The 25,969-nt window shown below is 59.8% G+C and carries 34 protein-coding genes; 19 read left to right on the top strand and 15 right to left on the bottom strand.

All coding sequences use genetic code 11. The features are described 5' to 3' along the window. Window positions 1-4 precede the first annotated feature (4 nt). Together ACR0D9_RS10445 and ACR0D9_RS10440 are read left to right on the top strand one after the other, a co-directional pair. Window positions 5-241, top strand: coding sequence for a hypothetical protein (locus tag ACR0D9_RS10445; protein ID WP_267364066.1), 237 nt, complete (start codon window positions 5-7; stop codon window positions 239-241). 1 nt (window position 242) lies between these two features. After that, on the top strand, window positions 243-461 hold the full coding sequence (locus tag ACR0D9_RS10440; RefSeq protein WP_480538706.1) for a GlsB/YeaQ/YmgE family stress response membrane protein: 219 nt from the start codon (window positions 243-245) through the stop codon (window positions 459-461). Between the two features lie 60 nt (window positions 462-521). On the opposite strand, the gene ACR0D9_RS10435 is transcribed toward ACR0D9_RS10440, so the two are convergent. From ACR0D9_RS10435 to ACR0D9_RS10405, 7 genes are all read right to left on the bottom strand, one after another. Then, entirely contained in the window at window positions 522-1,124 is a 603-nt protein-coding gene (locus tag ACR0D9_RS10435; protein ID WP_480538704.1) for a COG3904 family protein, read from the bottom strand. 64 nt (window positions 1,125-1,188) lie between these two features. Continuing rightward, window positions 1,189-1,812 (bottom strand): trimeric intracellular cation channel family protein, encoded by a 624-nt coding sequence (locus tag ACR0D9_RS10430; RefSeq protein WP_267364069.1) that lies wholly within the window; start codon window positions 1,810-1,812, stop codon window positions 1,189-1,191. Next, window positions 1,809-2,276 carry a ribonuclease HI gene (gene rnhA, locus ACR0D9_RS10425; RefSeq protein ID WP_480538702.1) on the bottom strand — a complete coding sequence of 156 codons (468 nt, stop codon included), beginning with the start codon at window positions 2,274-2,276 and terminating at the stop codon, window positions 1,809-1,811. Before rnhA ends, ACR0D9_RS10430 begins: the two co-directional genes overlap by 4 nt. Then, a complete protein-coding gene (locus ACR0D9_RS10420; RefSeq protein ID WP_480487147.1) occupies window positions 2,269-2,856 on the bottom strand; it encodes a class I SAM-dependent methyltransferase in 588 nt (195 codons plus the stop codon). Before ACR0D9_RS10420 ends, rnhA begins: the two co-directional genes overlap by 8 nt. Further along, complete coding sequence (locus ACR0D9_RS10415) at window positions 2,853-3,305, bottom strand: DUF3429 domain-containing protein (protein ID WP_480538700.1); 453 nt, start codon at window positions 3,303-3,305, stop codon at window positions 2,853-2,855. Before ACR0D9_RS10415 ends, ACR0D9_RS10420 begins: the two co-directional genes overlap by 4 nt. After that, on the bottom strand, window positions 3,302-4,252 hold the full coding sequence (gene ispH / locus ACR0D9_RS10410) for a 4-hydroxy-3-methylbut-2-enyl diphosphate reductase (RefSeq protein WP_480538699.1): 951 nt from the start codon (window positions 4,250-4,252) through the stop codon (window positions 3,302-3,304). Before ispH ends, ACR0D9_RS10415 begins: the two co-directional genes overlap by 4 nt. 189 nt (window positions 4,253-4,441) lie before the next feature. Then, window positions 4,442-5,017 (bottom strand): LabA-like NYN domain-containing protein, encoded by a 576-nt coding sequence (locus ACR0D9_RS10405; RefSeq protein WP_209506211.1) that lies wholly within the window; start codon window positions 5,015-5,017, stop codon window positions 4,442-4,444. A gap of 145 nt (window positions 5,018-5,162) precedes the next feature. Here ACR0D9_RS10405 and folK point away from each other — a divergent pair, with 145 nt between their 5' ends. From folK to ACR0D9_RS10370, 7 genes are all read left to right on the top strand, one after another. Further along, entirely contained in the window at window positions 5,163-5,732 is a 570-nt protein-coding gene (folK, locus tag ACR0D9_RS10400) for a 2-amino-4-hydroxy-6-hydroxymethyldihydropteridine diphosphokinase (RefSeq protein ID WP_480538697.1), read from the top strand. Between the two features lie 94 nt (window positions 5,733-5,826). Next, complete coding sequence (gene rpoZ, locus ACR0D9_RS10395; protein WP_209506215.1) at window positions 5,827-6,180, top strand: DNA-directed RNA polymerase subunit omega; 354 nt, start codon at window positions 5,827-5,829, stop codon at window positions 6,178-6,180. A gap of 26 nt (window positions 6,181-6,206) precedes the next feature. Further along, the gene (locus ACR0D9_RS10390) at window positions 6,207-8,339 is read left to right on the top strand and encodes a RelA/SpoT family protein (protein WP_480538695.1); all 2,133 of its coding nucleotides are present in this window, start codon (window positions 6,207-6,209) and stop codon (window positions 8,337-8,339) included. Window positions 8,340-8,355: 16 nt separating this feature from the next. Next, the gene (locus ACR0D9_RS10385; protein WP_480538694.1) at window positions 8,356-9,048 is read left to right on the top strand and encodes a DUF2062 domain-containing protein; all 693 of its coding nucleotides are present in this window, start codon (window positions 8,356-8,358) and stop codon (window positions 9,046-9,048) included. Next, window positions 9,048-9,794, top strand: a complete 747-nt coding sequence (locus ACR0D9_RS10380) for a pyridoxine 5'-phosphate synthase (RefSeq protein ID WP_480483761.1) — start codon at window positions 9,048-9,050, stop codon at window positions 9,792-9,794. The genes ACR0D9_RS10385 and ACR0D9_RS10380 overlap by 1 nt, the downstream gene beginning before the upstream one ends. After that, window positions 9,791-10,417, top strand: a complete 627-nt coding sequence (locus ACR0D9_RS10375; protein WP_480538692.1) for a LysE family translocator — start codon at window positions 9,791-9,793, stop codon at window positions 10,415-10,417. The genes ACR0D9_RS10380 and ACR0D9_RS10375 overlap by 4 nt, the downstream gene beginning before the upstream one ends. Beyond that, entirely contained in the window at window positions 10,414-10,887 is a 474-nt protein-coding gene (locus ACR0D9_RS10370) for a hypothetical protein (RefSeq protein WP_480538690.1), read from the top strand. The genes ACR0D9_RS10375 and ACR0D9_RS10370 overlap by 4 nt, the downstream gene beginning before the upstream one ends. Before the next feature lie 75 nt (window positions 10,888-10,962). On the opposite strand, the gene ACR0D9_RS10365 is transcribed toward ACR0D9_RS10370, so the two are convergent. Beyond that, window positions 10,963-11,811, bottom strand: coding sequence for a CE1 family esterase (locus ACR0D9_RS10365; RefSeq protein ID WP_480483759.1), 849 nt, complete (start codon window positions 11,809-11,811; stop codon window positions 10,963-10,965). A 126-nt stretch (window positions 11,812-11,937) separates the two neighbouring features. Between ACR0D9_RS10365 and acpS the strand changes: the two genes are divergently transcribed. The 4 genes from acpS (at window position 11,938) to ACR0D9_RS10345 (ending at window position 14,564) form a co-directional block, all read left to right on the top strand. Then, the gene (gene acpS, locus ACR0D9_RS10360) at window positions 11,938-12,357 is read left to right on the top strand and encodes a holo-ACP synthase (RefSeq protein ID WP_209506227.1); all 420 of its coding nucleotides are present in this window, start codon (window positions 11,938-11,940) and stop codon (window positions 12,355-12,357) included. 62 nt (window positions 12,358-12,419) lie between these two features. Continuing rightward, on the top strand, window positions 12,420-13,259 hold the full coding sequence (gene lepB / locus ACR0D9_RS10355) for a signal peptidase I (protein ID WP_480538688.1): 840 nt from the start codon (window positions 12,420-12,422) through the stop codon (window positions 13,257-13,259). Then, on the top strand, window positions 13,256-13,933 hold the full coding sequence (gene rnc, locus ACR0D9_RS10350) for a ribonuclease III (RefSeq protein ID WP_480483758.1): 678 nt from the start codon (window positions 13,256-13,258) through the stop codon (window positions 13,931-13,933). The genes lepB and rnc overlap by 4 nt, the downstream gene beginning before the upstream one ends. A gap of 154 nt (window positions 13,934-14,087) precedes the next feature. Continuing rightward, window positions 14,088-14,564 (top strand): hypothetical protein, encoded by a 477-nt coding sequence (locus ACR0D9_RS10345; protein ID WP_480483757.1) that lies wholly within the window; start codon window positions 14,088-14,090, stop codon window positions 14,562-14,564. A 51-nt stretch (window positions 14,565-14,615) separates the two neighbouring features. Here the strand turns inward: ACR0D9_RS10345 and ACR0D9_RS10340 are convergent, their stop codons facing one another. Next, window positions 14,616-15,998: a multicopper oxidase family protein gene (locus ACR0D9_RS10340; RefSeq protein WP_480538686.1), complete on the bottom strand. Its 1,383-nt coding sequence runs from the start codon at window positions 15,996-15,998 to the stop codon at window positions 14,616-14,618. On the opposite strand from ACR0D9_RS10340, the gene ACR0D9_RS10335 reads away from it, so the two are divergent. The 5 genes from ACR0D9_RS10335 to recO all read left to right on the top strand — a co-directional run bounded on the left by ACR0D9_RS10335 (window position 15,997) and on the right by recO (window position 19,289). Beyond that, window positions 15,997-16,125 (top strand): hypothetical protein, encoded by a 129-nt coding sequence (locus ACR0D9_RS10335; RefSeq protein WP_480473867.1) that lies wholly within the window; start codon window positions 15,997-15,999, stop codon window positions 16,123-16,125. The genes ACR0D9_RS10340 and ACR0D9_RS10335 overlap by 2 nt on opposite strands. Window positions 16,126-16,158: 33 nt before the next feature. Continuing rightward, on the top strand, window positions 16,159-17,067 hold the full coding sequence (gene era / locus ACR0D9_RS10330; RefSeq protein ID WP_209598773.1) for a GTPase Era: 909 nt from the start codon (window positions 16,159-16,161) through the stop codon (window positions 17,065-17,067). Next, a complete protein-coding gene (locus ACR0D9_RS10325; RefSeq protein ID WP_480487133.1) occupies window positions 17,064-17,393 on the top strand; it encodes a DUF1491 family protein in 330 nt (109 codons plus the stop codon). Before era ends, ACR0D9_RS10325 begins: the two co-directional genes overlap by 4 nt. Window positions 17,394-17,586: 193 nt before the next feature. Continuing rightward, complete coding sequence (locus tag ACR0D9_RS10320; protein ID WP_480487131.1) at window positions 17,587-18,375, top strand: metallophosphoesterase; 789 nt, start codon at window positions 17,587-17,589, stop codon at window positions 18,373-18,375. A 188-nt stretch (window positions 18,376-18,563) separates the two neighbouring features. Beyond that, window positions 18,564-19,289, top strand: coding sequence for a DNA repair protein RecO (gene recO / locus ACR0D9_RS10315; RefSeq protein WP_480538684.1), 726 nt, complete (start codon window positions 18,564-18,566; stop codon window positions 19,287-19,289). Here recO and ACR0D9_RS10310 read toward each other — a convergent pair. From ACR0D9_RS10310 to ACR0D9_RS10300, 3 genes are all read right to left on the bottom strand, one after another. Continuing rightward, window positions 19,273-19,665, bottom strand: coding sequence for an META domain-containing protein (locus ACR0D9_RS10310; protein ID WP_480538682.1), 393 nt, complete (start codon window positions 19,663-19,665; stop codon window positions 19,273-19,275). The genes recO and ACR0D9_RS10310 overlap by 17 nt on opposite strands. Window positions 19,666-19,705: 40 nt before the next feature. Continuing rightward, window positions 19,706-20,260, bottom strand: a complete 555-nt coding sequence (locus ACR0D9_RS10305; protein ID WP_480538680.1) for a hypothetical protein — start codon at window positions 20,258-20,260, stop codon at window positions 19,706-19,708. Between the two features lie 251 nt (window positions 20,261-20,511). Beyond that, window positions 20,512-22,203 carry an acyl-CoA dehydrogenase family protein gene (locus ACR0D9_RS10300; protein ID WP_480483752.1) on the bottom strand — a complete coding sequence of 564 codons (1,692 nt, stop codon included), beginning with the start codon at window positions 22,201-22,203 and terminating at the stop codon, window positions 20,512-20,514. A gap of 144 nt (window positions 22,204-22,347) precedes the next feature. On the opposite strand from ACR0D9_RS10300, the gene ACR0D9_RS10295 reads away from it, so the two are divergent. Next, a complete protein-coding gene (locus ACR0D9_RS10295; protein ID WP_480483751.1) occupies window positions 22,348-23,112 on the top strand; it encodes a sulfite exporter TauE/SafE family protein in 765 nt (254 codons plus the stop codon). Window positions 23,113-23,116: 4 nt separating this feature from the next. On the opposite strand, the gene ACR0D9_RS10290 is transcribed toward ACR0D9_RS10295, so the two are convergent. From ACR0D9_RS10290 to ACR0D9_RS10280, 3 genes are all read right to left on the bottom strand, one after another. Then, a complete protein-coding gene (locus tag ACR0D9_RS10290; protein WP_267364195.1) occupies window positions 23,117-23,662 on the bottom strand; it encodes a hypothetical protein in 546 nt (181 codons plus the stop codon). A gap of 33 nt (window positions 23,663-23,695) precedes the next feature. Further along, the gene (locus tag ACR0D9_RS10285) at window positions 23,696-24,082 is read right to left on the bottom strand and encodes a hypothetical protein (protein WP_480483750.1); all 387 of its coding nucleotides are present in this window, start codon (window positions 24,080-24,082) and stop codon (window positions 23,696-23,698) included. A gap of 280 nt (window positions 24,083-24,362) precedes the next feature. After that, window positions 24,363-25,961, bottom strand: coding sequence for a phosphoenolpyruvate carboxykinase (locus tag ACR0D9_RS10280; RefSeq protein ID WP_267364196.1), 1,599 nt, complete (start codon window positions 25,959-25,961; stop codon window positions 24,363-24,365). Window positions 25,962-25,969: the final 8 nt, after the last annotated feature.

Genomic DNA, 25,969 nt, shown 5'->3' with positions numbered 1-25,969 from the left:
CCCGATGTTCATGGTGATGATGGGGACCGTCGTGATTGCCGGGATCGTCGGATATCTGTCCGAACAGACCGGGTTCACCCATAACGGCTATCTTCAGTCGATCATCATCTGCGTGGGTGGGGCGTTCCTGTTCTACTTCATCCGCATCATGTTCGGTATCAGCTTTGGCCCTCCGGGTCTGGATGCGGTGATCTCGTCTATCGGCGCGCTGATCATCGTGCCGACCCATTGGCGAAAATGACATGCCCATCGTCGCTCTGATCATCATCCAAGCTGCGCTTGAAGTTTTGCTCGCCAGGTTGCTCCCGGCGACGATGCTGATCGGCATTGTTGGGGCTATGATCGGTGGGCCCCTTCTGTGGTCTCTGATACCCGACGCTGGCTGGATGTCGGGCTTTGCGGGCGCGGTTCTGGGCGCATTGCTGGTGATCTGGATCTGGCAGACCTACCTGCGCCGTTAGCATATTCCTTGGCTGCGCATTCCGTCCCGCAAACCTTCACTCGACAGATAGCGCAGCAGATCAGCGCTCGTCGCACTCCAGCGCTGAACCAAGCGCCGGGGCGGCTTTCGTCGTCATATCGAACCGGTTCGCCTCGGCGGCAGTCATCCAGTGGATGCTGTCGGCCGGGGCCGCATACAGCGTGTACCAGTAAAACGACTCATCGACGCCAATGTCCCTGAAATAATCCAGATAGCGGTCATGTTCCGGGTCATCCTCGGGCAGCTCCGTTGCCACCAGCCCCGACCCGGCCCAGCTGTGAACACCGACACAGGCCCCCGGCTGCAAAACACGGCGATGTCCGGCCAGAAACAGATCGGTGCCGCCGCTGGCAACCAGACCGTCCGAGGGCACGATGGTATCGAACCCGGCCTTGCGCACCTCGCGGCTGAAGATGACATTGGCGTCGTCATCCACCGATCCCTCGATATATTGCAGCACCAGCGTGCGCGCTTCGGGATTTTCGGCGATGACGTCTTCAAAAGCGGACAGCGTCGTTTCGTCAATCGTGCCCGAGGCGATGATCCGGTCACCCTCGGCAACAAAGTGGACAGGCGCATAATATGCGCCGCAGGAGGCCAGCAAAGCCAGTGAGACCGCAATCGATGTAAGTCTGAACGGCATTTGGCCTCCGGGCTGCGCGTTCCAAACAGCTATCAGCCCGCCCCGGTCGCGTCCACCGACAGGTTCAGTTGCGGGGCGGGCGGCTTTTGTAGACGGGCAACTGCCAGCCAAACACCAGCGACCCGGCCCGCAAGGCCCAGCACACAAGGGCGCACAGGCCCAGCACAAAGGCAGGCTCCAGCCCCAGCCTGACCGCAAGTACCGCCGTCAACGCCCCCACAAATGCGCACGAGACGTAAAGTTCGCCCTGTTTTAGCACCAGCGGCACCTCGTTGCAGACCACGTCGCGCATCAGCCCGCCCAGACACCCGGTCGTCACTCCCATCAGCACGACGATGATACCGGGCTGATCCAGTGACAGCGCGGCACCGGTTCCGGCCGCAACGGCGACCGACAGCGCGAAACTGTCCAGCCAGACCAGCCAGTTATAGCGGCTTTCCACCAGATGCGCGGTAAAGAACACAAACACCGCCGCCGCGACGGCGATCAGGATGTAATCCGGCTGGCCGACCCAGAAGATCGGGTGACGGTCCAGCAGCAGGTCGCGTACCGTGCCGCCGCCAACTGCGGTCAGGCAGGCCATGAAGGCAAAGCCCACCAGATCCAGCTGCGCCCGGCTGGCCACCAGCGCCCCGGTCAGTGCAAAGATCAGAACCGAGGCATAATCCAGCAGCGTCAGCGCGCTCACGCCTGTGCCTTTTTCGGCTTGAAGGGCGCCATGCCTGCGCGGGCCAGTTCATCGGCCTTTTCGTTTTCTGGATGGCCCGCATGGCCCTTGACCCATTCCCATGTCACGTCGTGGCGATCCTGCGCCTCGTCCAGTCGCTGCCACAGATCGACATTCTTGACCGGCTTCTTGTTCGAGGTTTTCCAGCCATTCCGCTTCCAGCCGAATATCCAGCCGGTGACGCCGTTCTTCACATAGGCGCTGTCGGTGACAATGGTGATCTTTGACGGGCGCTCCAGCGTCTCCAGCGCGCTGATGGCAGCCAGCAACTCCATCCGGTTGTTGGTGGTCTCGGCCTCGCCGCCGTTCAGTTCCCGCTCTTTCAGAACGCTGTCCCCGTCCATCGCGCGCAGCAGCACGCCCCAGCCTCCGGGGCCGGGATTGCCGGAACAGGCGCCATCTGTATAGGCAAACAACTCAGGCATGGGCGAACACCAGAATAAACCCGTCGTACGACCCGGCCAGACCCTTGCCCATCCCTTCGACCGTGCGGTCAACCGTGAACCCGGCCTGGGTCAGCGCCTCTCGGATCTCGGCTTCCGAGTAATAGGTGTAATAGCGGTCCAGATCGTCACGATGCTCGCCCGTGCCCAGCTTCATGCCCAGAAACAGCTGGCCGCCGGGCTTCAGGGCCGTGTGGATCGCTTTCAGGTGACGCGGAAAATCCGCACGCGGCGCGTGCAGCAGGGAAAAACTGGCGTAAACTCCATCATATTCGGCGGTTTCGGTAACATCGTCGAACGTACCCAGATGCGCGTCCACCCCGTTCTGGCGGGCATGTTCGACAAAGGCGGGGGTGGCATCCAGCGCCCGCACCTTCAGCCCCTGACGCATCAGGAAACCGCTGTCCGATCCGGGGCCTGACCCCAGATCCAGCACATAGCCGCCCGCACCGACCGCATCGGCAAAATCCTGACGGGTCTTGAGCTGTTCGGCTGGCAGAGGAATGGCCAGATATTCGTTTACTCTGTTCGTATAGGCATCAATCGTGCGTTTGTCGCTCACAGGTACACTCCTACGGCTAGGCTGGCCAGAACGATTGCGGTCAGCAGGATACGCAGCTGCATCCACCAGACCGGCGTCAGCCGCCAGTATGAAAACAGGGCGTCCAGCAGCAGCAAGCCGGTGAACCCGTAGATCAGATTGGTGCCTGCAGTGACCGGCCCGCCGCCTGTCATGGCAAAGGCCCACAGCGCAGGCAGGACCGACAGCCCATAACACAGCGCCGCCTTGCTGCCCGAGGTCTTGGTGGCAAAGCCCCACAGCACACCTGACATAAAGCTCAGGATGACCGAGCCATAGAACAGCTGCACATAAGGGCCAACAAAGCGTGGGCCAAAGCTGCGCGCGCCCCAGGCGTTCAGATCACCGTTCAGATAGGTCAGCGCGCCCCAGACAAACGGGACCAGTCCCGCCAGCCCCAGATAGAGCGGCGCCTTCGGCACGCCGATCACGCCGGTTGCCTCAACACGCGCGGTACTTTGAACTCGACGTTTTCGGTTGCGGTCTCGACCGGCTCGACAGTGACATCATAGTGATCGCGGAAGGCGTCGATCACCTCGTTCACCAGCAATTCCGGGGCCGATGCGCCAGCGGTCACCGCAACGCTTTTGATGCCCTGCAAAGCGCGCCAGTCGATCTCGGTCGCACGCTGGACCAGCTGCGCGTATTTGCACCCCTCGCGCGATGCAACCTCGACCAGACGGCGGGAATTGGACGAGTTCGGAGCCCCCACAACCAGCAGCGCATCGGCCTTGGGGGCCACGGCCTTCACGGCCTCCTGCCGGTTGGTCGTGGCATAGCAAATGTCTTCCTTATGCGGCCCGACAATGGCCGGGAACCGGTCCTGAAGGGCTGCGATGATGTCCTTGGTATCATCCACTGACAGGGTGGTCTGGGTGACAAAGGCCAGCTTGTCGGGGTCGCGCACCTGCACGGTGGCCACATCCTCGACCGTTTCGACCAGCAGCACATCACCCTTTGGCAACTGTCCCATCGTGCCAACGGTTTCGGGATGGCCCTTGTGGCCGATCATGATCATCTGCAATCCCGCATCCGCATGGCGCTGTGCCTCGACATGAACCTTCGACACAAGCGGACAGGTGGCATCCACATAGATCATCTCACGCTGCGCGGCTTCGGCTGGTACCGATTTAGGAACACCATGGGCGGAAAAGATCACCGGGCGGTCATCGGGGCATTCATGCAGTTCTTCGACAAACACAGCCCCTTGGGCCCGCAACCCGTCGACCACGAATTTGTTATGCACGATCTCGTGGCGCACATAAACCGGTGCCCCCCATTTCTGCAGGGCCATTTCAACGATCTTGATGGCGCGGTCCACACCGGCGCAGAACCCGCGGGGGGCGGCCAGATAAAGTGTCAGTGGCGGCTTGGTCATTCGGCTGTCTCCTTAGGGCACAGGTAAGTCTTTTCCCGGCCTTGGTCCAGACAGGACATTGTCATTCATCTGACACGAATCGTTGTTAGTCAGAGGATGTTTCAGCACCAATCCTTAGTTAAAGAAGCGCGGCCAGGACTCCGGTCCTGACCGCGCGAATTTTTCCCATCAACAGGCAGTGGTGCCGGATCAGCTGCCGCCTGCAACCGCGACGCTGCGATGCTCTGCCGGCATTTCACGCGGCGGGCGACCGATCACGTCGCGCAGGTCTTCCAACTCGATGAAGTTGTCGGCCTGACGGCGCAGCTCGTCCGAAATCATTGGCGGCTGGCTGCGGATCGTTGACACGACCGACACGCGAACGCCCTGACGTTGCAGGCTGGCGATCAGCGGGCGGAAATCCCCGTCACCCGAGAACAGCACGATATGATCCACACGCGGTGCCAGTTCCATGGCATCGACAGTCAGTTCGATATCCATGTTTCCTTTGACTTTCCGACGCCCCATGCTGTCGGTGTATTCCTTGGCCGGTTTTGTGACCATGGTGAAGCCGTTGTAATGAAGCCAGTCAACCAATGGGCGGATCGGTGAATACTCGTCGTTTTCAAGCAGCGCTGTATAGTAGAAAGCCCGAAGCAACTTGCCACGGCGCATGAATTCCTGCCGCAGAAGTTTGTAGTCTATGTCGAAACCGAGTGCTTTTGCCGCGGCATAAAGGTTCGAGCCGTCGATGAACAGCGCTAGCCGTTCGTCCTTATAAAACATAAATAGGTCCTTCCGGTATAATCCAGACTGCGCCGCGTTACGTGAGTGAGTGGGTGTTTTATAAATTGACGCAATCTGGTGGGCTTATAGTTAGAACTTTTGGCCGTTATCGCAAGTATGCATTGTGTCGAATATAGGGTAGCATATGTACAATTCTTTGCCAAATGCGGTTGTGGCATTGGGCGCAAATCTCGATCTGAGAGGAAATGGGCCCGCTGTAACGCTACAGCGCGCAATTGACGCACTTTCGCAGCAGGGCGTAGTGATTCGCTCTGTCAGCCGGTTTTTTGCGACACCCTGCTTCCCCGCTGGCGCTGGTCCGGATTACGTGAATGCGGCTGTGCTGATCGAAACCGACAAATCCCCGGCCCAGCTTTTGCGCCTGCTGCACGAGGTTGAACACCAGTTCGGTCGTGAACGGGTGCAGCGCTGGGGGATGCGGACGCTGGATCTGGATCTTGTGTGCTATGGCGATCAGATTCTGCCCGACCGCGCCCTGTTCGACCGCTGGCTGACCCTGCCGCCCGAGGCGCAGCGGCAAGAGGCACCGGATCAGCTGATCCTGCCGCATCCGCGCCTTCAGGATCGGGCATTTGTGCTTGTTCCGATGGCGGATATTGTGCCCGACTGGCGTCACCCCGTGCTTGATCGCACGGTTTCCCAGATGGTTGCCGACCTGCCCCCGCCCGAGGTTGCAGCGGTTACGCCGCTGTGATCCCTGCAAATGCAGCATTTCCTGCTTGTCAAGGCGCGGAATCGCGCTTAGATAAACCCCTTCCTGACATGGACTCAGAAACGGAGAGCGCCCAATGGCCCGCGTGACGGTTGAAGATTGCGTAGACAAGGTTCCAAACCGGTTCGAACTGGTGATGCTGGCCGCCCATCGGGCGCGCGAGATTTCTGCCGGTGCCGCGATTACCGTTGACCGCGACAACGACAAGAACCCTGTCGTGTCCTTGCGCGAAATCGCCGACGAGACCCAAGGTGCGGACGCCCTGCGCGAACGCCTGATCGAGGCCAACCAGACCCAGATCGAGGTTGATGAGCCGGAAGAAGATCAGATGGCGCTGCTGATGGGTGCCGAGTCGGACAAGCCTGCGATGGACGACATGTCCGAAGAAAAGCTCCTGCGCGCTCTGATGGAGGCTCAAGGGCAGGGGTAAGCTCCAAAGACGAAGGTGCGGGCCGGATGATTTCTGCTAACGATCTGATTGCGCTGGTCCGCAACTACAATCCCAAGACAAATGCTGAACGTATCGCGCTGGCCTATGAGTTTGGCCAGAAGATGCACGAAGGGCAATTCCGCCACTCTGGCGAGCCCTATTTTACCCACCCCGTTGCCGTTGCCGCCATCCTGACCGAACAGCGTCTGGATGATGCGACGATCATTACGGCTTTGCTGCACGACACGATCGAAGACACCAAGGCCAATTACGGCAAGGTGTCCGATCTGTTCGGGGATGAGGTCGCCAAACTGGTCGATGGCGTCACCAAGCTGACCAACCTGCAACTGTCCAGCCGCGAAACCAAACAGGCCGAGAATTTCCGCAAGCTGTTCATGGCCATGTCCAAGGACCTGCGGGTCATTCTGGTCAAGCTGGCCGACCGTCTGCACAACATGCGCACCATCAAGGCGATGCGGCCCGAAAAGCAAGTTCAGAAAGCGCGCGAGACGATGGATATCTACGCGCCGCTTGCGGGCCGCATGGGGATGCAATGGATGCGCGAGGAGCTCGAAGACCTCGCGTTCCGCGTCCTGAACCCCGAAGGCCGCCAGTCGATCATCCGTCGCTTTATCACGCTGCAACGTGAAACCGGCGATGTGATCCACCGCATCACCGGCGACATGCGCCACGAGCTGGAAAAGGCAGGCATCGAGGCCGAAGTCTTTGGCCGCGCCAAGAAACCCTATTCGATCTGGCGCAAGATGCAGGAAAAGGATCAGGGCTTCTCGCGCCTCTCGGATATCTACGGGTTCCGCATCATCACCCAGACGGAAGAAGACTGCTATCGCACGCTTGGGGCCATCCATCAGCGCTGGCGCGCGGTGCCGGGTCGGTTCAAGGACTATATCAGCCAGCCGAAATCGAATGGCTACCGCTCGATTCACACCACCGTTTCGGGCCGCGATGGCAAACGGGTCGAGGTTCAGATCCGTACCCGCCAGATGCACGACGTGGCCGAAACCGGCGTTGCGGCGCACTGGTCCTACCGGGACGGGGTGCGCACGGAAAACCCCTTTGCCGTCGATCCGGCGAAATGGATATCCAACCTGACCGAGCAATTCGACAACGAGGATGATCACGAAGATTTCCTCGAAGCCGTCAAGCTCGAGATGTATTCGGACCAGGTCTTCTGCTTCACCCCCAAGGGCGACGTGGTGAAACTGCCGCGGGGCGCGACCCCGATCGATTTCGCCTATGCCATCCACACCCGGATCGGCCATGCCTGCGTGGGGGCCAAGGTCGATGGCATTCGCGTGCCGCTCTGGACGCGGATGAAGAACGGCCAGTCGGTGGATATCATCACCGCTGACGGGCAGACACCGCAGGTCACATGGCTTGAGATCGCCGTCACCGGCAAGGCTCGCACCGCCATCCGCCGCGCCCTGCGCGAGGTGGATCGCGAACGGTTCATCAAGCTGGGCAAGGAACTGGCGCGCTCGGGTTTTGACCATGTGGGGCGCAAGGCCACCGACAAGGCGCTTGATACTGCCGCCAAGCACCTGCGCCTGAAAGACCGGCATGAATTGCTGGCCCGTCTGGGCAGCGCCGAACTGACCGCTCATGAGGTGGTTCAGGCCGTCTATCCCGAACTGGCTCAGGATGACGGCGACGCCATCCCGCTGCGGCGCGCCGTGATCGGTCTTGAACCCGGCCAGAAATTCGACCGCGCGCCCTGCTGCCAGCCGCTGCCGGGCGAACGGATCGTCGGCATCACCTACCGGGGCAAGGGTGTTGTGGTGCATGCCATCGACTGCGACAAGCTCAGCCAATATGAAAGCGAACCGGAGCGCTGGGTCGATCTGCACTGGCATTCGGGTACGCACCCGGCCGTCTATGGGGCGACACTGGATCTGACCATCGGCAATGATGCCGGGGTTCTGGGGCGCATTTGCACATTGATCGGCGAGAAAAAGGCCAATATCTCGAACCTGGAATTTGTGGACCGCAAACCGGATTTTTACCGCCTGCTGATCAATGTCGAACTGCGCGACCTTGAACAGTTGCATTCGCTGATGCTGATGCTTGAGGCTGAAAGCGACGTTGCAGCGGTCGAGCGTTATCGGGACCGGACCAAAACCGCGACTGCGGCTGGCTGAGAAGGGGTGATCACGGGTGGTATTCAAGCGCCGAGACCGACGCTCTCCTGTTCAGGTCGCATCGGAACTCGTCTATCCGCGTGGCGGATGGACCCGCGCCTTCCACTATGTCAAACACCGTGTCCGCCGCCTGCCGGATTCCCCTGACCGGATCGCCCGCGGCATCGGGGCGGGCGTTTTCGCATCCTTCACGCCGTTTTATGGGCTGCACTTTCTGGTCGCTGCAATTGGTGCGCGGCTGATCAAGGGAAATATTCTGGCCGCGCTCAGCGGTACGTTCTTCGGCAACCCCCTGACCTATGTCCCGATTGGGGTGATCTGCCTGCAAACCGGGCATTTCCTGCTGGGCACCGAATATGAAGAAGGCGACACGCAGGGGCTGATGGGCAAATTTGCCGACGCCATCGGTGACCTCAAGGACAACCTTCTTGCGCTCTTCACCGATCGCGTGGCCGACTGGCACGGGCTGGGGCAGTTCTATCACGACGTTTTCTATCCCTACATGATTGGCGGCATCATCCCCGGTATCGTGGCGGGCATCATCTGCTACTACCTCAGCCTGCCACTGATCCTGACCTACCAGCAGCGCCGCCGCGCCAAGATCAAGGCAAAGTTTGAAGAAATCAAACGTCTGGCCGGAGAAACATCTGCCGGTCCCGCGCCAAGATCGCTAAGGTCGGGGCGAAAATCTGCAAAAGGAACCAAATGATGTCCGAAAGCCGTCTGCGTCTGGGTGTGAATATCGATCATGTCGCCACCGTGCGCAACGCGCGCGGCGGGGCCTATCCTGACCCGCTGCGCGCCGCCAAGCTGGCAGAGGAGGCCGGCGCCGACGGCATCACCGCGCATCTGCGCGAAGACCGCCGCCACATCTCGGACGCCGATATTGACGGGCTGATGGAGGTTCTGTCGGTGCCTCTGAACTTTGAAATGGCCGCCACCGAAGAGATGCAGAAAATCGCCCTGCGCCACAAACCGCACGCCGTCTGTATCGTTCCCGAAAAGCGCGAGGAACGCACCACCGAAGGCGGGCTCGAAGTCGCGCGCGAGGAAAACAAGTTGGCCCATTTCATCGCCCCCCTGCGCGAGGCCGGGTGCCGCGTGTCGATCTTCATCGCCGCGGATCAGCGTCAGATCGAGGCCGCACACCGCATCGGTGCCGAGGTGATCGAACTGCACACCGGTGCCTATTGCGACGCCCATGCCGAAGGCCGCATGGACGCCGCCGCGCGCGAGCTTGAATCGCTGCGCCAGATGTCCACTTTTGCCCATTCGCTGGGGCTCGAGGTCCATGCAGGCCATGGCCTGACCTATGACTCCGTAAAGCCGGTTGCCGCTTTCCCCGAGGTCATGGAATTGAACATCGGGCATTTCCTGATTGGTGAGGCGATCTTCCTGGGTCTCACCCCCGCCATTCGGGAGATGCGCCGCCTGATGGACGAGGCGCGCGCGTGATCACCTCCGGCTTTATCGCCATCTGGTTCGCCTGGCTCATGGCCGGGGGATCTCCGGGCCCGGCCACGATGGGCATTGCCGGAACCGCCATGAACGAAGGCCGCACCGCCGGGCTGGCCTTTGCCCTTGGCATCTGCGCCGGATCGGCCGCCTGGGGCATTGCCGCGGCGCTGGGCTTGTCGGCGGTCATGCTGGCCAATGTCTGGCTGTTCGAGGTGATCCGCTATGTCGGCGTGGCCTATCTGGGCTGGCTGGCGCTGAAGGCCCTGAAACGCGCGATGACCTCGGATGATGAGGTCGCCCTGGGTAAACCGGTCACCGGCACGCTGCCCACGATCTTTGCCAAAGGTGCCGCCATCCACCTGACCAACCCTAAAGCAATCCTCAGCTGGGGGTCGATCTATGCCATCGTCGCGCCAAGCGATGCCAGCCTGCCGATGCTGCTGGGCTATTTCGCCATGCTGTACGCGGGATCACTGATGATCTTCATCGGCTATGCGTTTTTGTTCTCATCCGCCCGCATGGTCCGCACCTACCGCCGCGCCCGCTGCTGGTTCGATTTCGCCTTCGCCGGGTTCTTTGGCGTGGCGAGTTACAAGATCCTGACGGTGCGGTTGTCGTGATCAACCTTTGGACATCCGAGCAAAAAACCTTGTTGTTTAACCGGGTTTGGTACGTGGTTTGTTTCGTTGTTAGTATGATGCTGTCGGTTTCGTCGGGCTTTGCCCGGGAAAAACTGGGCCTCGAAGGTGTGTTTTTCTTTCCGGTCGATTTCTTTGTGACCCCCAGCATTATGGCAGCAGTGGTTCTCACACATCCATGGTCAAAGAGGTTTTCTGAAACAACCGCAAACGCCACATTGTGGTACAACGCAGCCTACATGGTTGGTCTTTCAGTGGCGGTGTTGTGGGCTATGCAACTCGCAGCATTGTTTTACCACTTCAGGTATTGGCACCAATTTGATTTTTCGGCTTTCGCTTTTAGAAACAGTGCTCTGCTGTTTTGGGCAGCGGTTTCTATAGGCATATGCCGAGCCGTGCTATCGCAATCGATACAGGCAAAACGAACGCTTTTTGGCGGTGAAAGAAGCTGACACAACTGATCCTCGGTATCGGTACAGACCTGGCAAACGCACGCAAATAGATCTCGGCAAGTTCCGGTGGAAGCGCTAGGGCGCGTTCGAGATTTCCAGAAACCAATCCGCCACGGCACCGGCCCAACCGGGCTGCCTGCCGTGGCCATGTGGCCCAAGCGCCAGGGTGACAGAACCGTCCTGACACTTGCTCCACTTCTTTCGCCAGGATGCGCCTTCTGTTGCAACGCTGTTTGCCATCTGCCCGCATCCATTGGTTCTGGTCAGAATTTCAATGGATTTCAAAACGCTGCCCTGTTCGAAATCATAGTCCCCAAAGGTCACAAAACGCCCCTCCAGCGGGACGGTCCGGTCTGCAAATCCGTGGGAATGATGCATGTGAACCGGGCCGCTGCACCGCCGCCACATTGGCTCCCAAAAGGCTCCTGATGCCGAGGCATAGGCAAAGGCAAAGGAATGATCCGTGCAGGCCTTGTCCCAAACCAGTGATCCGCCGCGTGAATACCCCGCCAGCAAGATGCGATCTGCGTTCAGGTCGAAACGGGCAATGGCGTCTTCCTTGATCTGCTCCAGCGCGGCCAGATCATCCCGCGGCCAGCGATAGCCATCATGCACCCCCCAGTCCAACACCTTGGGGTTGCCAATGTCGACCTGACCATTCGGCGCGATAAAGGCGATGCCGCGGTCGGTAAAGGCCGCCGCGAGGCCGGAAAGATTCACGGCTGAATTCGCCGTTGCCCCATAGCCATGCAGATAGATAACAGCTGGCGGCTCGGGCGCGGCCTCGGGCAGAACCACCCGATAGGACAACTCTCCTACCTGACAGGGGGTATCCTCGGTTCCGCAATCCTGTGCAAAAGCGGGGAAAACGGTGCTTGCGACAATGCCAGCCACCGCAATCGCCATGAACGGAATTTTCGACATTGCGTCCCCCGCACCAACGTAAAAATTGAACATTCCGGTAAAGTATATCACGGAATGCGGCAACCAACCGCTTGCGTGTGGTCATCAATTGCCGTTGATTGGCCCGACCATAGAAATGAGAGCCATATGATCCTCGGCATCGGCACAGATCTTGCAAATATCGACCGCATTCAGGGTACGCTCGACCGGTTCGGCGACCGGTTCCGCAACCGTGTCTTTACTGACACCGAACAGCGCAAGGCCGAACGCCGCGCGGATACCGCAGGCACTTATGCCAAGCGCTGGGCCGCGAAAGAGGCATGTTCAAAGGCGCTCGGCACCGGCCTGCGCATGGGCATTTCGTGGAAGGACATGGCCGTCACCAACCTGCGCACCGGGCAGCCGGTGATGCATGTCACAGGCTGGGCCGCCGAACGCCTGAACGAACTGACCCCCGCAGGGCACGAGGCGATCATCCACGTCACGCTGACCGATGACCACCCCTGGGCACAGGCCTTTGTCGTGATCGAGGCGCGTCCCCTGCAAGATCACGTCACACAGCCTTGACTTGACCCCATCCCCCCCGCATGTAGCAGCGAAGCCAAGCACAGAGAACTGGAGAGAGCAGTATGGCCGACGAAGCCAAAACCGGAAGCGGCGTCTGGGAAACGATCAAGACCATCGTCTATGCCCTGCTGATCGCGGGCGTGTTCCGGACCCTCTTCTTTCAACCGTTCTGGATTCCGTCCGGTTCGATGAAGCAGACGCTGCTGATCGGCGATTTCCTCTTCGTCAACAAGATGGCCTACGGCTATTCCTACGCCTCATGTCCCAGCCTGATCATCCCCAGTGTCGGCCTGAATATCGACGCCGAAGATCTCTGTGGCTGGATGCAGGGCGACGACGGAAGCCGCATCTGGGGCGGCGATCCCGTGCGCGGCGATGTCATCGTCTTCCGCCACCCGGTCAGCGGGCGCGATTATATCAAGCGCCTGATCGGCCTGCCGGGCGACCGCATTCAGGTCCGCGAGGGGCAGATCATCCTCAACGGCACACCGGTTCCGCAACAGCCTGACGGCATATTCACCGAAATCGCCGAACCGCAGGGCCCGCAACGCCTGCGCCCCCGCTGCGAAAACGGCCCCGTCGGTGTTGGCGGCGCCTGTGAAAAGTCGCGCCTGATCGAAACCCTGCCCAACGGCGTCACCTATGACGTGCTGAATATCGGCAATCAGGGCTCGGACAATACCGGCATCTATACCGTGCCCGAGGGCCATTATTTCTTCTTGGGCGACAACCGCGACAACTCGGCTGACAGCCGCCTGCCGCAATCCGCTGGCGGGGTTGGCTATGTGCCCTACGAAAACCTGATCGGTCGCGCCGACCGGATCATGTTCTCGTCTGCCGGGCGGTCCATGCTGTTCTTCTGGACCTGGCGTGGGGATCGCTTCTTCAAGGCGGTCAATTGAAGCTCTCAGCCGAGATAAAGGCTTTCCAGCAGCGTTTGGGGTATGAATTTGCCAACCCCGAGTTGCTGGTGCGTGCGCTGACCCACGGCTCGGTCTCATCGTCGACCCGGCCCGACAATCAGCGGCTTGAATTTCTGGGCGACCGCGTGCTGGGCCTTGTCATGGCCACTGCGCTGCTTGAGGCCGACAAGAAAGCCTCCGAAGGCCAGCTTGCGCCCCGATTCAACGCACTGGTCCGCAAAGAAGCCTGTGCAGATGTCGCCCGCCAGATCGATCTGGGCGCGGTGCTGAAACTGGGCCGGTCCGAGATGCTCTCGGGGGGGCGCCGCAAACAGGCGCTGCTGGGCGACGCGATGGAGGCGGTGATTGCCGCCATCTACCGCGACGCCGGGTTCGAAGCCGCCCGCGATGTCATCCTCGCCCTCTGGGGCGACCGCATCCACAAGGTCGAGGCCGACGCCCGCGACGCCAAAACCGCGCTTCAGGAATGGGCACAGGCGCGCGGCCAGAAACCGCCCAGCTATGTCGAGGTCAAACGCAGCGGCCCCGACCACGCCCCCGTCTTCACCATCGCCGCCCGCCTTCAGGACGGAACCGAAGCACAAGCCACCGCGGGCTCCAAACGCCAGGCCGAACAAGCGGCTGCCAAGGCGTTGCTGGAGCGGGTCGGCTGATCCCTGTTGAAGCTCGGCCTGTCACAAACTTCAATCTAACTTGAAGACTATAGAAGCCACGACAGACGACCTGTATCTGGGTATCAGTCGTTTTGGCACCCGTCAGACTGCGGCAGGTCAAAGCACTCGGGAAACAACGTATTAAGGCAATCCAATGCAACGTGCAAAACTCTCGCTCGTCAATATCGGCTTCCTGTTCATTGCCGGGTTTGTGGCAACCATGGCCTTCGATTTCTGGGGGCAAGTTGTCAGTCCGGGGATCGGCTGGGCCAACCTGTCACCCGAAGGTCTGGCGCAGAGTTTGCTGTCCAGTCTGGGTTTGCCCAGCAACGCTTTTCTGGGCTTCTTCGTGCATTTCTACATTGTCGGCCTGATTGCCTATCCTTTGGGTTGGTTCCTTATTTTCCAGCCAATCTGGGTCAAGGTACTGGGTCCGGTCCACATGTTGGCAGCCTCGGCAATCTATGGATTCGGTCTGTGGGTGTTTGCAATCGGAGGTGTCACGACCTTTGCCGGTCTGCCGCCGTTCCTGAACTTCGTCGGGATCACATGGGTCGCGCTGATCGGCCACGTTTTGTACGGCATCGTGTTTGTTGCCGTGCTGAACCCCATCCTGCGCCGTCACCCGTGATCTGATCCGTTCTATCCGTCGGTCCGGTGTCGGGCCGACGGCTTTCATTTATCACTCCACCCGGATGAACCCGGTCAGCCCGGTTTTCTGATGTTCGATCACATGGCAGTGAAACGCCCAGTCGCCAGGGTTGTCCGCCACCAGTGCGATATCCGCCACCTCATCCTTCAACAGCAGCATCGTGTCGGTCATCAGCGGTGGCAGGGTGCGCAGGTTGGATCGCAGCGGCACGAAGGCCAGCCCGTGCAGGTGGATCGGATGCAGGTTGGGCGACTCGTTGCGCAGCCGCAGGACATAACTTTTGCCCTGTTCCAGAACCGCCAGCGGCCCGGTGCCTTGCGCCGCATCACCCGGCCATGGTTTGCGGTTGATCGACCAGAAACTATACCCCAGCGTGCCGCAGAACCCGTCATTTGGGGCACCGCCTTCGGGGGTCCAGCCAAAGACGAACTCATGCAATTCCGCCCGGTTCGGATCCGGGCGCGCAACGGGATTTGCACGCAGCGGGCGCAGCTCTCTCAGATCACGCGCCGCTGATGTGCCAGTCGCCCGCAAACGCGCCATGGCGCGGTGCGGCTGGCCGGGAAACTTGGCCATCAGCTCCGCTGACTGCCCTTCGCCCTCGGGTATCCGGACGGCAATATCCACCCGTTGACCGGGGCCCAGCAACAGCGGTTCATCCGCCGTTGGCACCGGCAGGTCGATCTCGACCGGATGCCCGTCCCAGGCGATGATCCGGGTCTCGGCCCCCTCGGGATGCAGCTTGTAGATGCGGGTCGTGTCCGTGTTGACCACCCGCAGCCGCACCAGACTGCCCGCCGCGTGCTCATAGACCGCCGCGCCCTGCCAGTTGGCGGTCTGCACCGTGCCAAACGTGCCCGCTCGCGCCGCACCCCGCGCCGTATAGGCCGGCAAGAACGCGTCACCCTCGTCCAGACGGAAATCCCGCAGATTGATCACCTGTTCGCTGTCGAACCCCGGCTCTTCCGGCTCGGCAATCACCATCACGCCGGTCAGCCCGCGCGCCATCTGCTCCATCGTCATGCAATGGGGGTGATACCAGTAGGTCCCCGCATCCGGTGGCGTGAACTCATAGGTGAAACTTTCGCCCTCGCCGATGGGCATCTGGGTCAGGTAAGGCACCCCGTCCATCTCGTTTCGGATGCGCAACCCGTGCCAGTGCATCGAGGTATAATCCGGCAGCGTATTGCGCACACTCAGCCGCATAGGCTCGCCCTGCCGCCCATACAGAACCGGCGGTGGCGCATCGGGCGACAGGCTGACCATCCCCGTGGTCAGCCCTTCGCGCAGCCGGTAACTGGCAGGTTGCAGCACCAGTTCCTGTGCTGCATCACCTGTTGCCAGCGACCATCCGCCCAACCCAACCGCGCCAGCGGCGACACCGCTTCCAAGAAGAAACTCGCGACGTTTCATGACAACCTCATTGAAAGGATTTGCTGCCGGGCTGGAACTGGCTGGGCATCTGAGCCTGTCCTGCCACCGCAGACGCAGCACCGCAATGCGACAAATCCCTCTGGCCCGCCGCCCCTTTCTGCTATAGGGGGGCGCAGTTGCAGACAGGATTGCCAGACACATGACCACACGCGCCGGATTTATCGCCCTGATCGGAGAGCCCAACGCAGGCAAATCCACCCTCCTGAACCGCATGGTCGGGGCCAAGGTCTCGATCGTGACCCATAAGGTGCAGACCACGCGCGCCCGTATCCGGGGCGTTGCGATGGAAGGCGATGCGCAACTGGTCTTTGTCGACACGCCGGGCCTGTTCAAACCGCGCCGCCGTCTGGACCGTGCCATGGTCGCCGCCGCCTGGGGCGGGGCCGCCGATGCCGATATCGTCGTGCTGATGGTCGAGGCGCATCGCGGCATCACCGAAGGGGTCGAACGCATCCTCGAAGGGCTGGCCGAGATCGGGCAGGGCCGCACCATCGCGCTCGCCATCAACAAGATCGACAAGGTACCGTCCGAGAAACTGCTGGCGCTGACCAGCGACCTGAACGCGCGCTACCCCTTTGCCGAAACCTTCATGATTTCGGCCGAGAAAGGCCACGGCGTCGACGACCTGCGCAAATGGCTGGCGGGCGAATTGCCCGAAGGCCCGTGGTTGTATCCTGAAGATCAGATCGCCGATTTGCCGATGCGCATGATCGCCGCTGAAATGACGCGCGAGAAGCTGACCCTGCGCCTGCATCAGGAACTGCCCTACCAACTGACGGTCGAGACCGAAAACTGGGAAGAACGCAAGGACGGCTCGGCCAGAATCGATCAGGTCATCTATGTCATGCGCGACGGTCACAAGGGCATCGTGCTGGGCAAAAAGGGTGAGACGATCAAGGCCGTCAGTCAGGCCGCGCGGGCGGAACTGGAAGAGTTCCTCGACCGCAAGATCCACCTGTTCCTGCAAGTGAAAGTCCGGCCCAACTGGCTTGAGGAGTCCGAGCGCTATTCGGAGATGGGTCTGGATTTCAAAGACGGCAACGCATGACCCGCCTGACCGCCGATTTCTGGGTTCACGCCTATCTGGCGCGGCTCCGGTTTCAGGAAATCCCCGCCTTTGTTGTGGCCCATGGCGATGACACCGCGGGCGCGGTTCTGGTCAAGCTCAACACGCTCGACGGGCAGGCCACCGCCTTTCAACGCAGCTTTGATCTGATGAGCGGCGAACGCACATGGGTCGAACTTTCCTCTGGCCCCGAGAGCGACGTGGATCACGCCATCCAGCGCCAGCGCAGCTTTGACCCCGACCTCTGGGTGATTGAGGTCGAAGACCGGCAAGGCCGACACCTGCTGGGCGAAGAGGGGCTGGAGTAGCGGGCCAGACGCATGTCGGCTTTGAGGCCAAGTCGCTGATGCTGCATACAGAGCAAACTGTACCAGTTCCGCGCGAAGCTGCCGTCGTCGCGGAATGGCTGGAATCTCCATACAAGACTGGCAGCTACTCGCTATTGCAGTTAGCGTACCCGAAGCTGGCGACAATTGTTTAATCTAAGTTTATGGGATTAGAATGACCAAAATCATTTGGATGTCCGATCCTCATTTCCAGAATGAAGGTACAATCGACGGGCTAAACCCACGAGCGCGGCTCGCTGCTGCCATCAATCATGCAAACACCCATCACGCTGACGCTGATTTCGCGATACTGTCCGGAGATTTGGTTGGGGATGATATCGAGGGTGACTATACCGCATTGGCGGGATACCTCGCCAAGTCTAAGTTGCATATCTATCCGATGATGGGAAACAACGATGACAGGGGTGGATTTAGATCCCATCTTCCTTTGCCCGAAGACACGATGCCTGATTTTATCCAATTCGCCCTAGAGACCGCTGACGGTACAGTGGTTTGCTTGGACACCCATAAGGTTGGCTCCCACGCAGGCCAATTTTGCGAAGTGCGGCGAGGCTGGTTGGATAGCCTGTTGAGCAGGAATGACGATCGCCCCGCTTACATCTTCATGCATCACCCGCCGTTCGCGCTTGGATTGCCTAAACAAGATGAAATCAGACTTGAGGACGAAGAAGCTTTTTTGAATGTCGTTTGCCGCCATACAAACGTGAAGCACTTATTCATGGGGCATGTTCATAGGCCTACCTGTGGGACAGTTCGTGGTATCCCTTTCGCGACATTGGGTGCGTTGTCGTTTCAAGCGCCAGCACCGCGTCCTCCTTGGGATTGGGATAGCTTCAAGCCTGCTAAAGAAGCACCACAATACGGAGTGCTTGAAATATCGAACGGCAACGTGACCCTGCAATATACGCAATTCTGCGATTTCACCCTCGGTATGGACGACTAAGCGGGAATAGTAGACCTCGGCGCATCCGCAGCGAATTGGCACTTCGTCCCACTTAGATCACTAGCCCCCTCCCGTCGGACCAGGCGATTCACCTATCTTTCCGCGTTTGATGCGCAAAACCATTGCAGAACGGAACCCTTCACGATTTTCTGGGAACACCACAACTTAATCACCGACAGGACCCCGAATTGGACTGGCGCGATCACGGCATCCTACTGACCTCTCGCCGCCACGGCGAAACCTCGGCGATTATCGAGGTCTTTACCGAATCCCACGGGCGTCATGCCGGTGTGGTGCGGGGCGGGACCAGCCGCAAGATCGCACCGATCCTGCAACCCGGCGCGCAGCTGGACGTGCTGTGGCGCGCGCGGCTGGAGGAACATATCGGCACCTTTCAGGTCGAACCCCTGCGCTCGCGCGCGGCGGCGGCGTTTTCCGGGCGGCTGGCCCTGTCCGGGCTGAACGCCGTCGTGTCGCTTTTGTCCTTCTGCCTGCCCGAACGAGAGGCGCATCCGGCGCTCTATACCCGGACCGAGCGGTTGATGGACCTGTTGGGACAGGATGAGATCTGGCCGCTGGCCTACCTGCGATGGGAACTGGCGTTGCTGGACGAGCTTGGCTTTGGCCTTGATCTGACCGCCTGCGCCGCGACCGGCACAACCGAGGGGCTGATCTATGTGTCGCCCAAGACCGGGCGCGCCGTCAGTGTCAAAGGGGCGGGGGAATGGGCAGACAAGCTGTTGCCGCTGCCGCCCTGCCTGCGGGGTGAAGGCACCGCGCCGGATGCCGAGATTGCCGAAGCTTTGCGCACAACCGGGTATTTCCTGAACCACCGCGTCGCCCCTGCGCTGGGGCATAACCCTTTGCCCGAGGCGCGCGCGCGGTTCGTGGATCAGGTCACTCGGCGGCTGTAAACACCATCTCGTGCCCGTCCTCATTGCGCAGGATCAGCACATCGCCCGACACTTCGGACTGGGTCATGGCCAAAAGGGCAGCGAAATAGACCCCTTCGGCCTCAAGCCCGGCGCAGGCGGCCCGCGTTGCTCTCAGGTCCTGAATTTCGAACCACGGGTAGGGCGCGTTCAGCGTGCCGTCATAGCCGTTGCAGGGGGCATTTCCGGCGATCCTGCCCTCTTCGGGGAACCGCAGCAGGGCGCTGGCGGCAAAGGGCTGTCCGTCGATCTCCTGCAACGCCCATGTCCGGTCTGCCGCGCCATAGGCGGCAACGGTTTCATCCCTGTCGCATTGAAACAGGGCCATCAAAGGCAGAGTCAGGATCAGGCGTGTCATGGCAGCGTTCTAGCGTATCTGCCCTGTCGGCGAAACCGGGTCAGTAGGGCAATGACCCGTTCAGAAGCCGCTCGCGCACTTCCAGCCGGGGTGCCCAGTTGTATCGCGTATCCTCGCGCACCGGCGCCCAGAACAAGGCACCGCTGTTGCGCCAGGGGTCCAGGATAATGCCATCATACATCGTGTCCCCCTTGGCGCTGATCGATGCCGAATGGTGGATGATGCGCAGCGGGGTCGGCGGCGACGTGGCCCAATGCAAATCCAGCGTCCGGAAATTTTCCTGCCGCAGGCGTTTGGTCATGGCTTCGGCCCAGTCATTGCACAGACCCTTTTCGCGGAACCCGTTGATGATCTTGGCATTGTGGATGATCGCCGGGTCGGTGACATTCCAGTCCTGCTTCAGCTGCTGCGAATAGGCATAGGCAATCGTGGCCGCTTGCTGTGCCTCGGCCGGATTAACATCGGGCCCAAGCGCCTGGATCGACTGCGCCAGCGCATCAATATCGTTCCGGCTCACCGTCGGCTGCGGGGTGGTGCAAGCCGACAGAGCAAGAGCCGCAAGAACGGCCCACATGGCAAGGAAAGGTCGGGTCATGCGGTTTCCCAAAAGTTATTTTTCCGTCTCGTGTCCGGCTGATGCTCTACCGGTGAAAGGGGCGGGATCAAAGGGGGAAGTTTTGAAACACGTGGGTCATTTGTGACCGTCACGCGGGCCACGAGGGGCATTGGTTTGTTTTGTACAAAACGTACTCTGCATGGTTCGGACCGCGTACAGATTGTACAATACAGGAAAAAGACCCGGCGCAAGCGCCGGGCCAGTCGGGGAAACAGGACTGCCGAAATGGGTCACCCGAGCAGACGTCGTGCGATGACCTGTGCCTGAATTTCAGCAGCCCCTTCGAAAATGTTAAGGATACGCGCGTCACACAGAACGCGGCTGATCTTGTATTCCAGCGCAAAGCCGTTGCCGCCATGAATCTGCAACCCGTTATCCGCCGCAGCCCAGGCCACACGTGCACCAAGCAGCTTGGCCATACCGGCCTCAAGGTCACAGCGCTGGCCGTGATCTTTTTCCCATGCGCTGAAATAGGTCAGCTGACGCGCGATCATGATTTCGACCGCCATCATCGCCAGCTTGCCGGACACGCGCGGGAAGTTGATCAGAGATTTTCCGAACTGCTTGCGGTCGATCGCATATTGCATGGCGATGTCCAGCGCACACTGTGCCACGCCGATGGCGCGGGCGGCGGTCTGGATGCGCGCACTTTCGAAGGTTTCCATCAACTGCTTGAAACCTTTGCCTTCTTCTCCGCCCAGCAGGTTCTCACCCTTGACGTGGAAGCCGTCAAAACCCAGCTCGTATTCCTTCATGCCGCGATAGCCCAGAACCTCGATCTCGCCACCGGTCATGCCGGGGGTCGGGAAGGGGTTCTCGTCAGTGCCCGGTGTCTTTTCCGCCAGGAACATGGACAGGCCGCGGTGGTCGGTGCTGTCGGGGTTGGTCCGCGCCAGCAGGGTCATCACATGGGTTCGCGCGGCGTGGGTGATCCAGGTCTTGTTGCCGGTGATCTTGTAATCGCCATTCTCATCCTTGACCGCGCGCGTGCGCAGGCTGCCAAGGTCTGAACCGGTGTTAGGTTCCGTGAAAACGGCGGTCGGCAGGATCTCGGCACTGGCGATCTTTGGCAACCACTGTGCCTTTTGCGCGTCGGTGCCGCCCGCGATGATCAACTCGGCCGCAATCTCGGATCGGGTACCCAGCGAACCCACGCCGATATAGCCACGCGACAGTTCCTCGGACACCACGCACATCGACGCTTTGGACAGGCCAAACCCACCGAACTCCTCGGGGATGGTCAGACCAAAAACGCCCATTTCCGCCAGTTCTTCAATGATTTCCAGCGGAATCAGTTCATCCTTCAGGTGCCAGTCATGCGCGTTTGGTTCGACCTTTTCCTGCGCGTAGCGGCGGAACTGGTCCCGGATCATCTCAAGCTCTTCATCCAGACCGGACGCGCCGAACATCGTAGCTCCGGCCTGATCCTGCATCAGCGCAACCAGACGGCTACGTGCGGCCTGAGAATTGGCCCGTGCCATCAGGGTCTGTACTTCGGTCGATTGAAAGCCCGACAGCGCGTCCCAGCCAAGACCCATATCCTGAAGACGCACCACCTCGCCCTGGTTCATCGGAATACCGCCCGCGACCTGATGCAGATATTCGCCAAAGGCTATCTGGTGCAGCAACTGCTCGATCTCGCCAAATTTACCATCGGCTTGCAGCGCTTCTGCCCAGCGCTGCATCTGTTGCAGCGACTGCGAATATGTCGCCAGCCAGGCCAGACCATGCGCGGCGGTCTGATTTGCTTCGATCAATGCGCCAGAAACCCGGCCCTCGGCGGTCACCATGCCACGCACGGATGCGCGGGCTTTTTCAAAAACGGCGTCCACAGCAGGCACGGCGGCCCGCGTTAAATCCAGAAGATCGGGCAAAACTGCATCAGTTGTCATTTGGGTCATATCCTGTCCGTCATGGGCCATGAATCGCGTCCTTTCCTCGGTCGTCTGGTCATATCATGCTGCACGTGCAGCGCAACAAAAATACTCAATTTGCTGCTAGAAAGTTCAAAAATTACCTTATCATTTTTGCAATGCAGAAGAAAATCCAGATGATATCTAGAAGGCATGGACCTGTTTTCCCTTCTGTCGCCGCAAGAGCTGTTACTTGCCATCGCCGTCGCCTTTGCCGCCGGATGGGTCAAGGGCATGGTTGGATTTGCCATGCCCATGGTGTTTGTATCTGGCCTGAATTCGTTTCTGCCACCGGATCTGACCCTGGCAGGGCTTATTCTGCCGACCCTTGTCACCAACGGCGTTCAGGCTTTTCGCGGGGGCGCCAGCGCCGCACTCAGCTCTATTCGACGATTTCGGGTGTTCCTGGTCGTTGGCGGTATTTTTCTGGTGCTGAGCGCACAGCTGGTTACGCTGGTGCCCGGCTCGGTCTTCCTGCTGCTGATCGGTGCATTCGTGTCCTTCTTCGCCCTTGTGCAGGTTCTGGGCGTCAGGCTGGTGCTACATCATCCATCAACCGGTGTTGAGGCTATTGTTGGCGGCGTCGCCGGGTTCGTGGGTGGCATGTCGGGCATCTGGGGTCCTCCCACAGTTGCTTATCTGACGGCTTTGAATACCCCGAAGGCCGAGCAGATCCGAATTCAGGGCGTCATCTATGGATTGGGGGCGGTCATGTTACTGGCCGCGCATGTCTGGTCCGGTTTTCTGCGGGTGCAAACGGTTCCGTTTTCAGTAATACTGATCTTTCCCGCCATGCTTGGCATGTGGGTTGGTTTGAAACTGCAGGATCGCATCGATCAGGCCAGCTTTCGCAAGGCCACGCTGTTCGTTTTACTGGTGGCGGGATTGAACCTGCTGCGGCGTGGCCTGATGGGCTAAGGCGCTAGCCCGGTCGCCTGTCTGCAAATCGGAACGCGAAATACAGACCCAGCATCAGAAAGAACAGGCCCGAGATGTCGCCGATCAGGAAGGCGATGTACTCAACCGTTGCACTGCCAAAGACCAGATTGGTCAGGCCAGAGACCAGAATGGATGTGGCTATGCCCACGCCCATAACGCAAATCCAGCAGGGTTTGCGGTTCGGGTTGGGGAACAGGTCCCATCCGACAGCCTTGAGCAGATAGAAAACCGCAGGAACTGTCAGAACCGCGACAGCAATTGCCAGCAGGCGGGTGGGCAGGAAAACATCCGTTCCCGCCAGATAAGCAAAGACGATGAACACACCCGGCAGCAACGCAAATACCGCGCGCCACCCCAGCAGCCAGGCCGACAGAACCCGCACGCCATGTGGCAAAAACAGCAGGCTCGCCCGGCTTGGGTATTCCGGAAAAAACACGTTCTGCATTGGCATAAGCACGGCGAAGGTCAGTATCGACGCCAGCACATAAGCCAGTGAAGCCGCAAGGGTGTCAGTCGCCCAGCCGCGCATTGCGATCACATCACCGTGCGCGCACGGGGCGCGTCATCTGGGGGCATGAACGATGTACCGCCCGCGATTGGCGCTGCCGCTTTGCGAAAGATAGCCTTTTTCGACCAGCGATTTCAGCGCGCGGAAAAAAGTTGGGCGTGAAATGCTTTGGACCAAAGTATGCTCGATCAAACCGAACGTACGCACTTCCTGAGTGGATTTTGAAAGCTCTTCCGCGGCGTAATAGATGTCGCGCTCAACCGGAGATAGTTTTTCCAGCCCAAGCGTCCGCTCCATGCTTTGCATCAATTTGCGTAGTTCGGTGAGTTTCGAGATTTCCGTCATGGTGTTACCTGTAGTTTTCTGTGCCAACCGCCGCATGTCCGCGACCATTTGAACCACACTGATAGCAATACCAACCAGCCAGTCCCATGTTGACACTCATCCCCGTTTACTTAGACTAGAAGCCTGATTAGGTTGCTCAATCCAGCGTTGTGAGTGTGCGCATATGAGCTTCCATAAAGTCCTTTCAGTCAGTGCCCGGCGCGAATGTGCCGGGCTTTTTCGTCTCAACAGTAAATATGCCTAGCGCAGATCGCACTTTGAAACAACGCACTTGTATGTGCTTTTAACGACATACAACTATAAGATGAGTATTCGGCGGACAGCAAAAAAGCTACGGATCGGCAAAAAGAAAGGGGCCTGACGGCCCCTTTTTCGTTTATCCGATTGCGACGGCTTTGATGTCGTCGTCAATGAACGGCAGATACTGCTCAAAGTTCTCGGCAAACATCTGCACCAGTTTCTCGGCCTGCTTGTCGAATGCGGCCTGATCATCCCAGGTCCGACGCGGGTCAAGCAGAACTTCAGGGACGCCCGGGACAGAGACGGGAACGTCAAAGCCGAAATTGGCGTCCTTGCGGAACTCGGCGTCGCGCAGTGAACCATCCAGCGCTGCGGTCAGCAGGGCGCGGGTGGCCTTGATCGGCATCCGGCTGCCGACACCATAGGCGCCACCGGTCCAGCCTGTATTGACCAGCCAGCAGGTCGCGCCGTGCTGGGCGATCTTGTCGCGCAGCAGGTTTCCGTAGACTTCCGGGCGACGCGGCATGAACGGCGCACCAAAGCAGGTCGAGAAGGTGGGCTGCGGTTCGGTTACGCCACGCTCGGTCCCGGCCACCTTTGAGGTGAAGCCCGACAGGAAGTGATACATTGCCTGTGCAGGCGTCAGCCGCGCGATCGGCGGCAGAACCCCAAAGGCATCGCAGGTCAGCATGATGATGTTCTTCGGATGCCCACCCAGCGCGCTTTTCGAGGCGTTCGAGATATATTCAAGCGGATAGGCGCAACGCATGTTCGCTGTCAGCGAGTCGTCGTCGAAATCCAGTTCCTTGGTCTCGGGGTCAAAGACCATGTTTTCGATCACGGTGCCGAATTTCGAGGTGGTCGCATAAATTTCCGGCTCGGCTTCGGCGTTCAGGTTGATGGTCTTGGCATAGCAGCCGCCTTCGAAGTTGAAGGTGCCCCGATCCGACCAGCCGTGCTCGTCATCTCCGATCAGCGTGCGCGAAGGATCAGCGGACAGGGTTGTTTTTCCGGTGCCGGACAGACCAAAGAACACGGCGGTGTCGACCGCGTTTCCGACAGCATGGTTGGCCGAGCAGTGCATCGGCATCACGCCTTTTTCTGGCAGCATGTAGTTCAGCAGGGTAAAGACGGATTTCTTGTTCTCACCCGCGTATTCGGTGCCGCCGATCAGAATCAGCTTGCGGTCGAAGTTCAGCGCAATAACCGTCTCGCTGCGGCAGTTATGTTTGGCCGGGTCAGCCTGAAAACTGGGGCAGTTGATGATGGTGAAGTCCGCGGTGAACTCGTCCAGATCCTCGCGATCCGGGCGACGCAGCAGGTGACGGATGAACAGGTTGTGCCAGGCAAGCTCGGTCACCATGCGCACGTTAATCGCGTAGGTCGGATCGGCACCACCGACGAGATCCTGCACGAAATAGTCGCGGCCTTTCATATGGGCCAGCATGTCTTGGTAGAGGGCGTCAAATCCCTCGGGGGTCATCTCGGCATTGTTTTCCCACCAGATAGTGTCAGCCACGCTGCTGGTTTTGACGACGTGCTTGTCCTTGGGCGAGCGACCGGTGAACTTGCCAGTGGTGACCAGAAAGGCACCGCCATTCCCAAGTGTACCTTCGCCGCGCTTCAGCGCTTCTTCGATCAGCGCCGGTTCCATGAAGTTATAATAGACATTGCCCAGACCCTCGATGCCCTGATCCTCGAGGCGGAATTGCGGGTTAACCCGTCCAGATGTCATGTGTATCT

The sequence above is a fragment of the Ruegeria sp. AK11 genome (genome assembly GCF_056541095.1).
This window is presented reverse-complemented; position numbering and strand designations above follow the sequence as displayed.

What these genes read in the sequence shown, in the direction of transcription:
- ACR0D9_RS10305 (WP_480538680.1), bottom strand. Translation starts at nt 20,260, where the DNA reads ATGACCCGACCTTTCCTTGCCATGTGGGCCGTTCTTGCGGCTCTTGCT.
- ACR0D9_RS10325 (WP_480487133.1), top strand. Translation starts at nt 17,064, where the DNA reads ATGACCCGCCTGACCGCCGATTTCTGGGTTCACGCCTATCTGGCGCGG.
- ACR0D9_RS10365 (WP_480483759.1), bottom strand. Translation starts at nt 11,811, where the DNA reads ATGTCGAAAATTCCGTTCATGGCGATTGCGGTGGCTGGCATTGTCGCA.
- ACR0D9_RS10320 (WP_480487131.1), top strand. Translation starts at nt 17,587, where the DNA reads ATGACCAAAATCATTTGGATGTCCGATCCTCATTTCCAGAATGAAGGT.
- ACR0D9_RS10300 (WP_480483752.1), bottom strand. Translation starts at nt 22,203, where the DNA reads ATGGCCCATGACGGACAGGATATGACCCAAATGACAACTGATGCAGTT.
- rnhA (WP_480538702.1), bottom strand. Translation starts at nt 2,276, where the DNA reads ATGCCTGAGTTGTTTGCCTATACAGATGGCGCCTGTTCCGGCAATCCC.
- ACR0D9_RS10335 (WP_480473867.1), top strand. Translation starts at nt 15,997, where the DNA reads ATGACAACCTCATTGAAAGGATTTGCTGCCGGGCTGGAACTGGCTGGG.
- rpoZ (WP_209506215.1), top strand. Translation starts at nt 5,827, where the DNA reads ATGGCCCGCGTGACGGTTGAAGATTGCGTAGACAAGGTTCCAAACCGG.
- acpS (WP_209506227.1), top strand. Translation starts at nt 11,938, where the DNA reads ATGATCCTCGGCATCGGCACAGATCTTGCAAATATCGACCGCATTCAG.
- folK (WP_480538697.1), top strand. Translation starts at nt 5,163, where the DNA reads ATGTACAATTCTTTGCCAAATGCGGTTGTGGCATTGGGCGCAAATCTC.
- ACR0D9_RS10345 (WP_480483757.1), top strand. Translation starts at nt 14,088, where the DNA reads ATGCAACGTGCAAAACTCTCGCTCGTCAATATCGGCTTCCTGTTCATT.
- ACR0D9_RS10295 (WP_480483751.1), top strand. Translation starts at nt 22,348, where the DNA reads ATGGACCTGTTTTCCCTTCTGTCGCCGCAAGAGCTGTTACTTGCCATC.
- ACR0D9_RS10435 (WP_480538704.1), bottom strand. Translation starts at nt 1,124, where the DNA reads ATGCCGTTCAGACTTACATCGATTGCGGTCTCACTGGCTTTGCTGGCC.
- ACR0D9_RS10445 (WP_267364066.1), top strand. Translation starts at nt 5, where the DNA reads ATGTTCATGGTGATGATGGGGACCGTCGTGATTGCCGGGATCGTCGGA.
- ispH (WP_480538699.1), bottom strand. Translation starts at nt 4,252, where the DNA reads ATGACCAAGCCGCCACTGACACTTTATCTGGCCGCCCCCCGCGGGTTC.
- ACR0D9_RS10440 (WP_480538706.1), top strand. Translation starts at nt 243, where the DNA reads ATGCCCATCGTCGCTCTGATCATCATCCAAGCTGCGCTTGAAGTTTTG.
- ACR0D9_RS10390 (WP_480538695.1), top strand. Translation starts at nt 6,207, where the DNA reads ATGATTTCTGCTAACGATCTGATTGCGCTGGTCCGCAACTACAATCCC.
- lepB (WP_480538688.1), top strand. Translation starts at nt 12,420, where the DNA reads ATGGCCGACGAAGCCAAAACCGGAAGCGGCGTCTGGGAAACGATCAAG.
- ACR0D9_RS10290 (WP_267364195.1), bottom strand. Translation starts at nt 23,662, where the DNA reads ATGCGCGGCTGGGCGACTGACACCCTTGCGGCTTCACTGGCTTATGTG.
- ACR0D9_RS10380 (WP_480483761.1), top strand. Translation starts at nt 9,048, where the DNA reads ATGTCCGAAAGCCGTCTGCGTCTGGGTGTGAATATCGATCATGTCGCC.
- ACR0D9_RS10340 (WP_480538686.1), bottom strand. Translation starts at nt 15,998, where the DNA reads ATGAAACGTCGCGAGTTTCTTCTTGGAAGCGGTGTCGCCGCTGGCGCG.
- era (WP_209598773.1), top strand. Translation starts at nt 16,159, where the DNA reads ATGACCACACGCGCCGGATTTATCGCCCTGATCGGAGAGCCCAACGCA.
- ACR0D9_RS10310 (WP_480538682.1), bottom strand. Translation starts at nt 19,665, where the DNA reads ATGACACGCCTGATCCTGACTCTGCCTTTGATGGCCCTGTTTCAATGC.
- ACR0D9_RS10280 (WP_267364196.1), bottom strand. Translation starts at nt 25,961, where the DNA reads ATGACATCTGGACGGGTTAACCCGCAATTCCGCCTCGAGGATCAGGGC.
- ACR0D9_RS10405 (WP_209506211.1), bottom strand. Translation starts at nt 5,017, where the DNA reads ATGTTTTATAAGGACGAACGGCTAGCGCTGTTCATCGACGGCTCGAAC.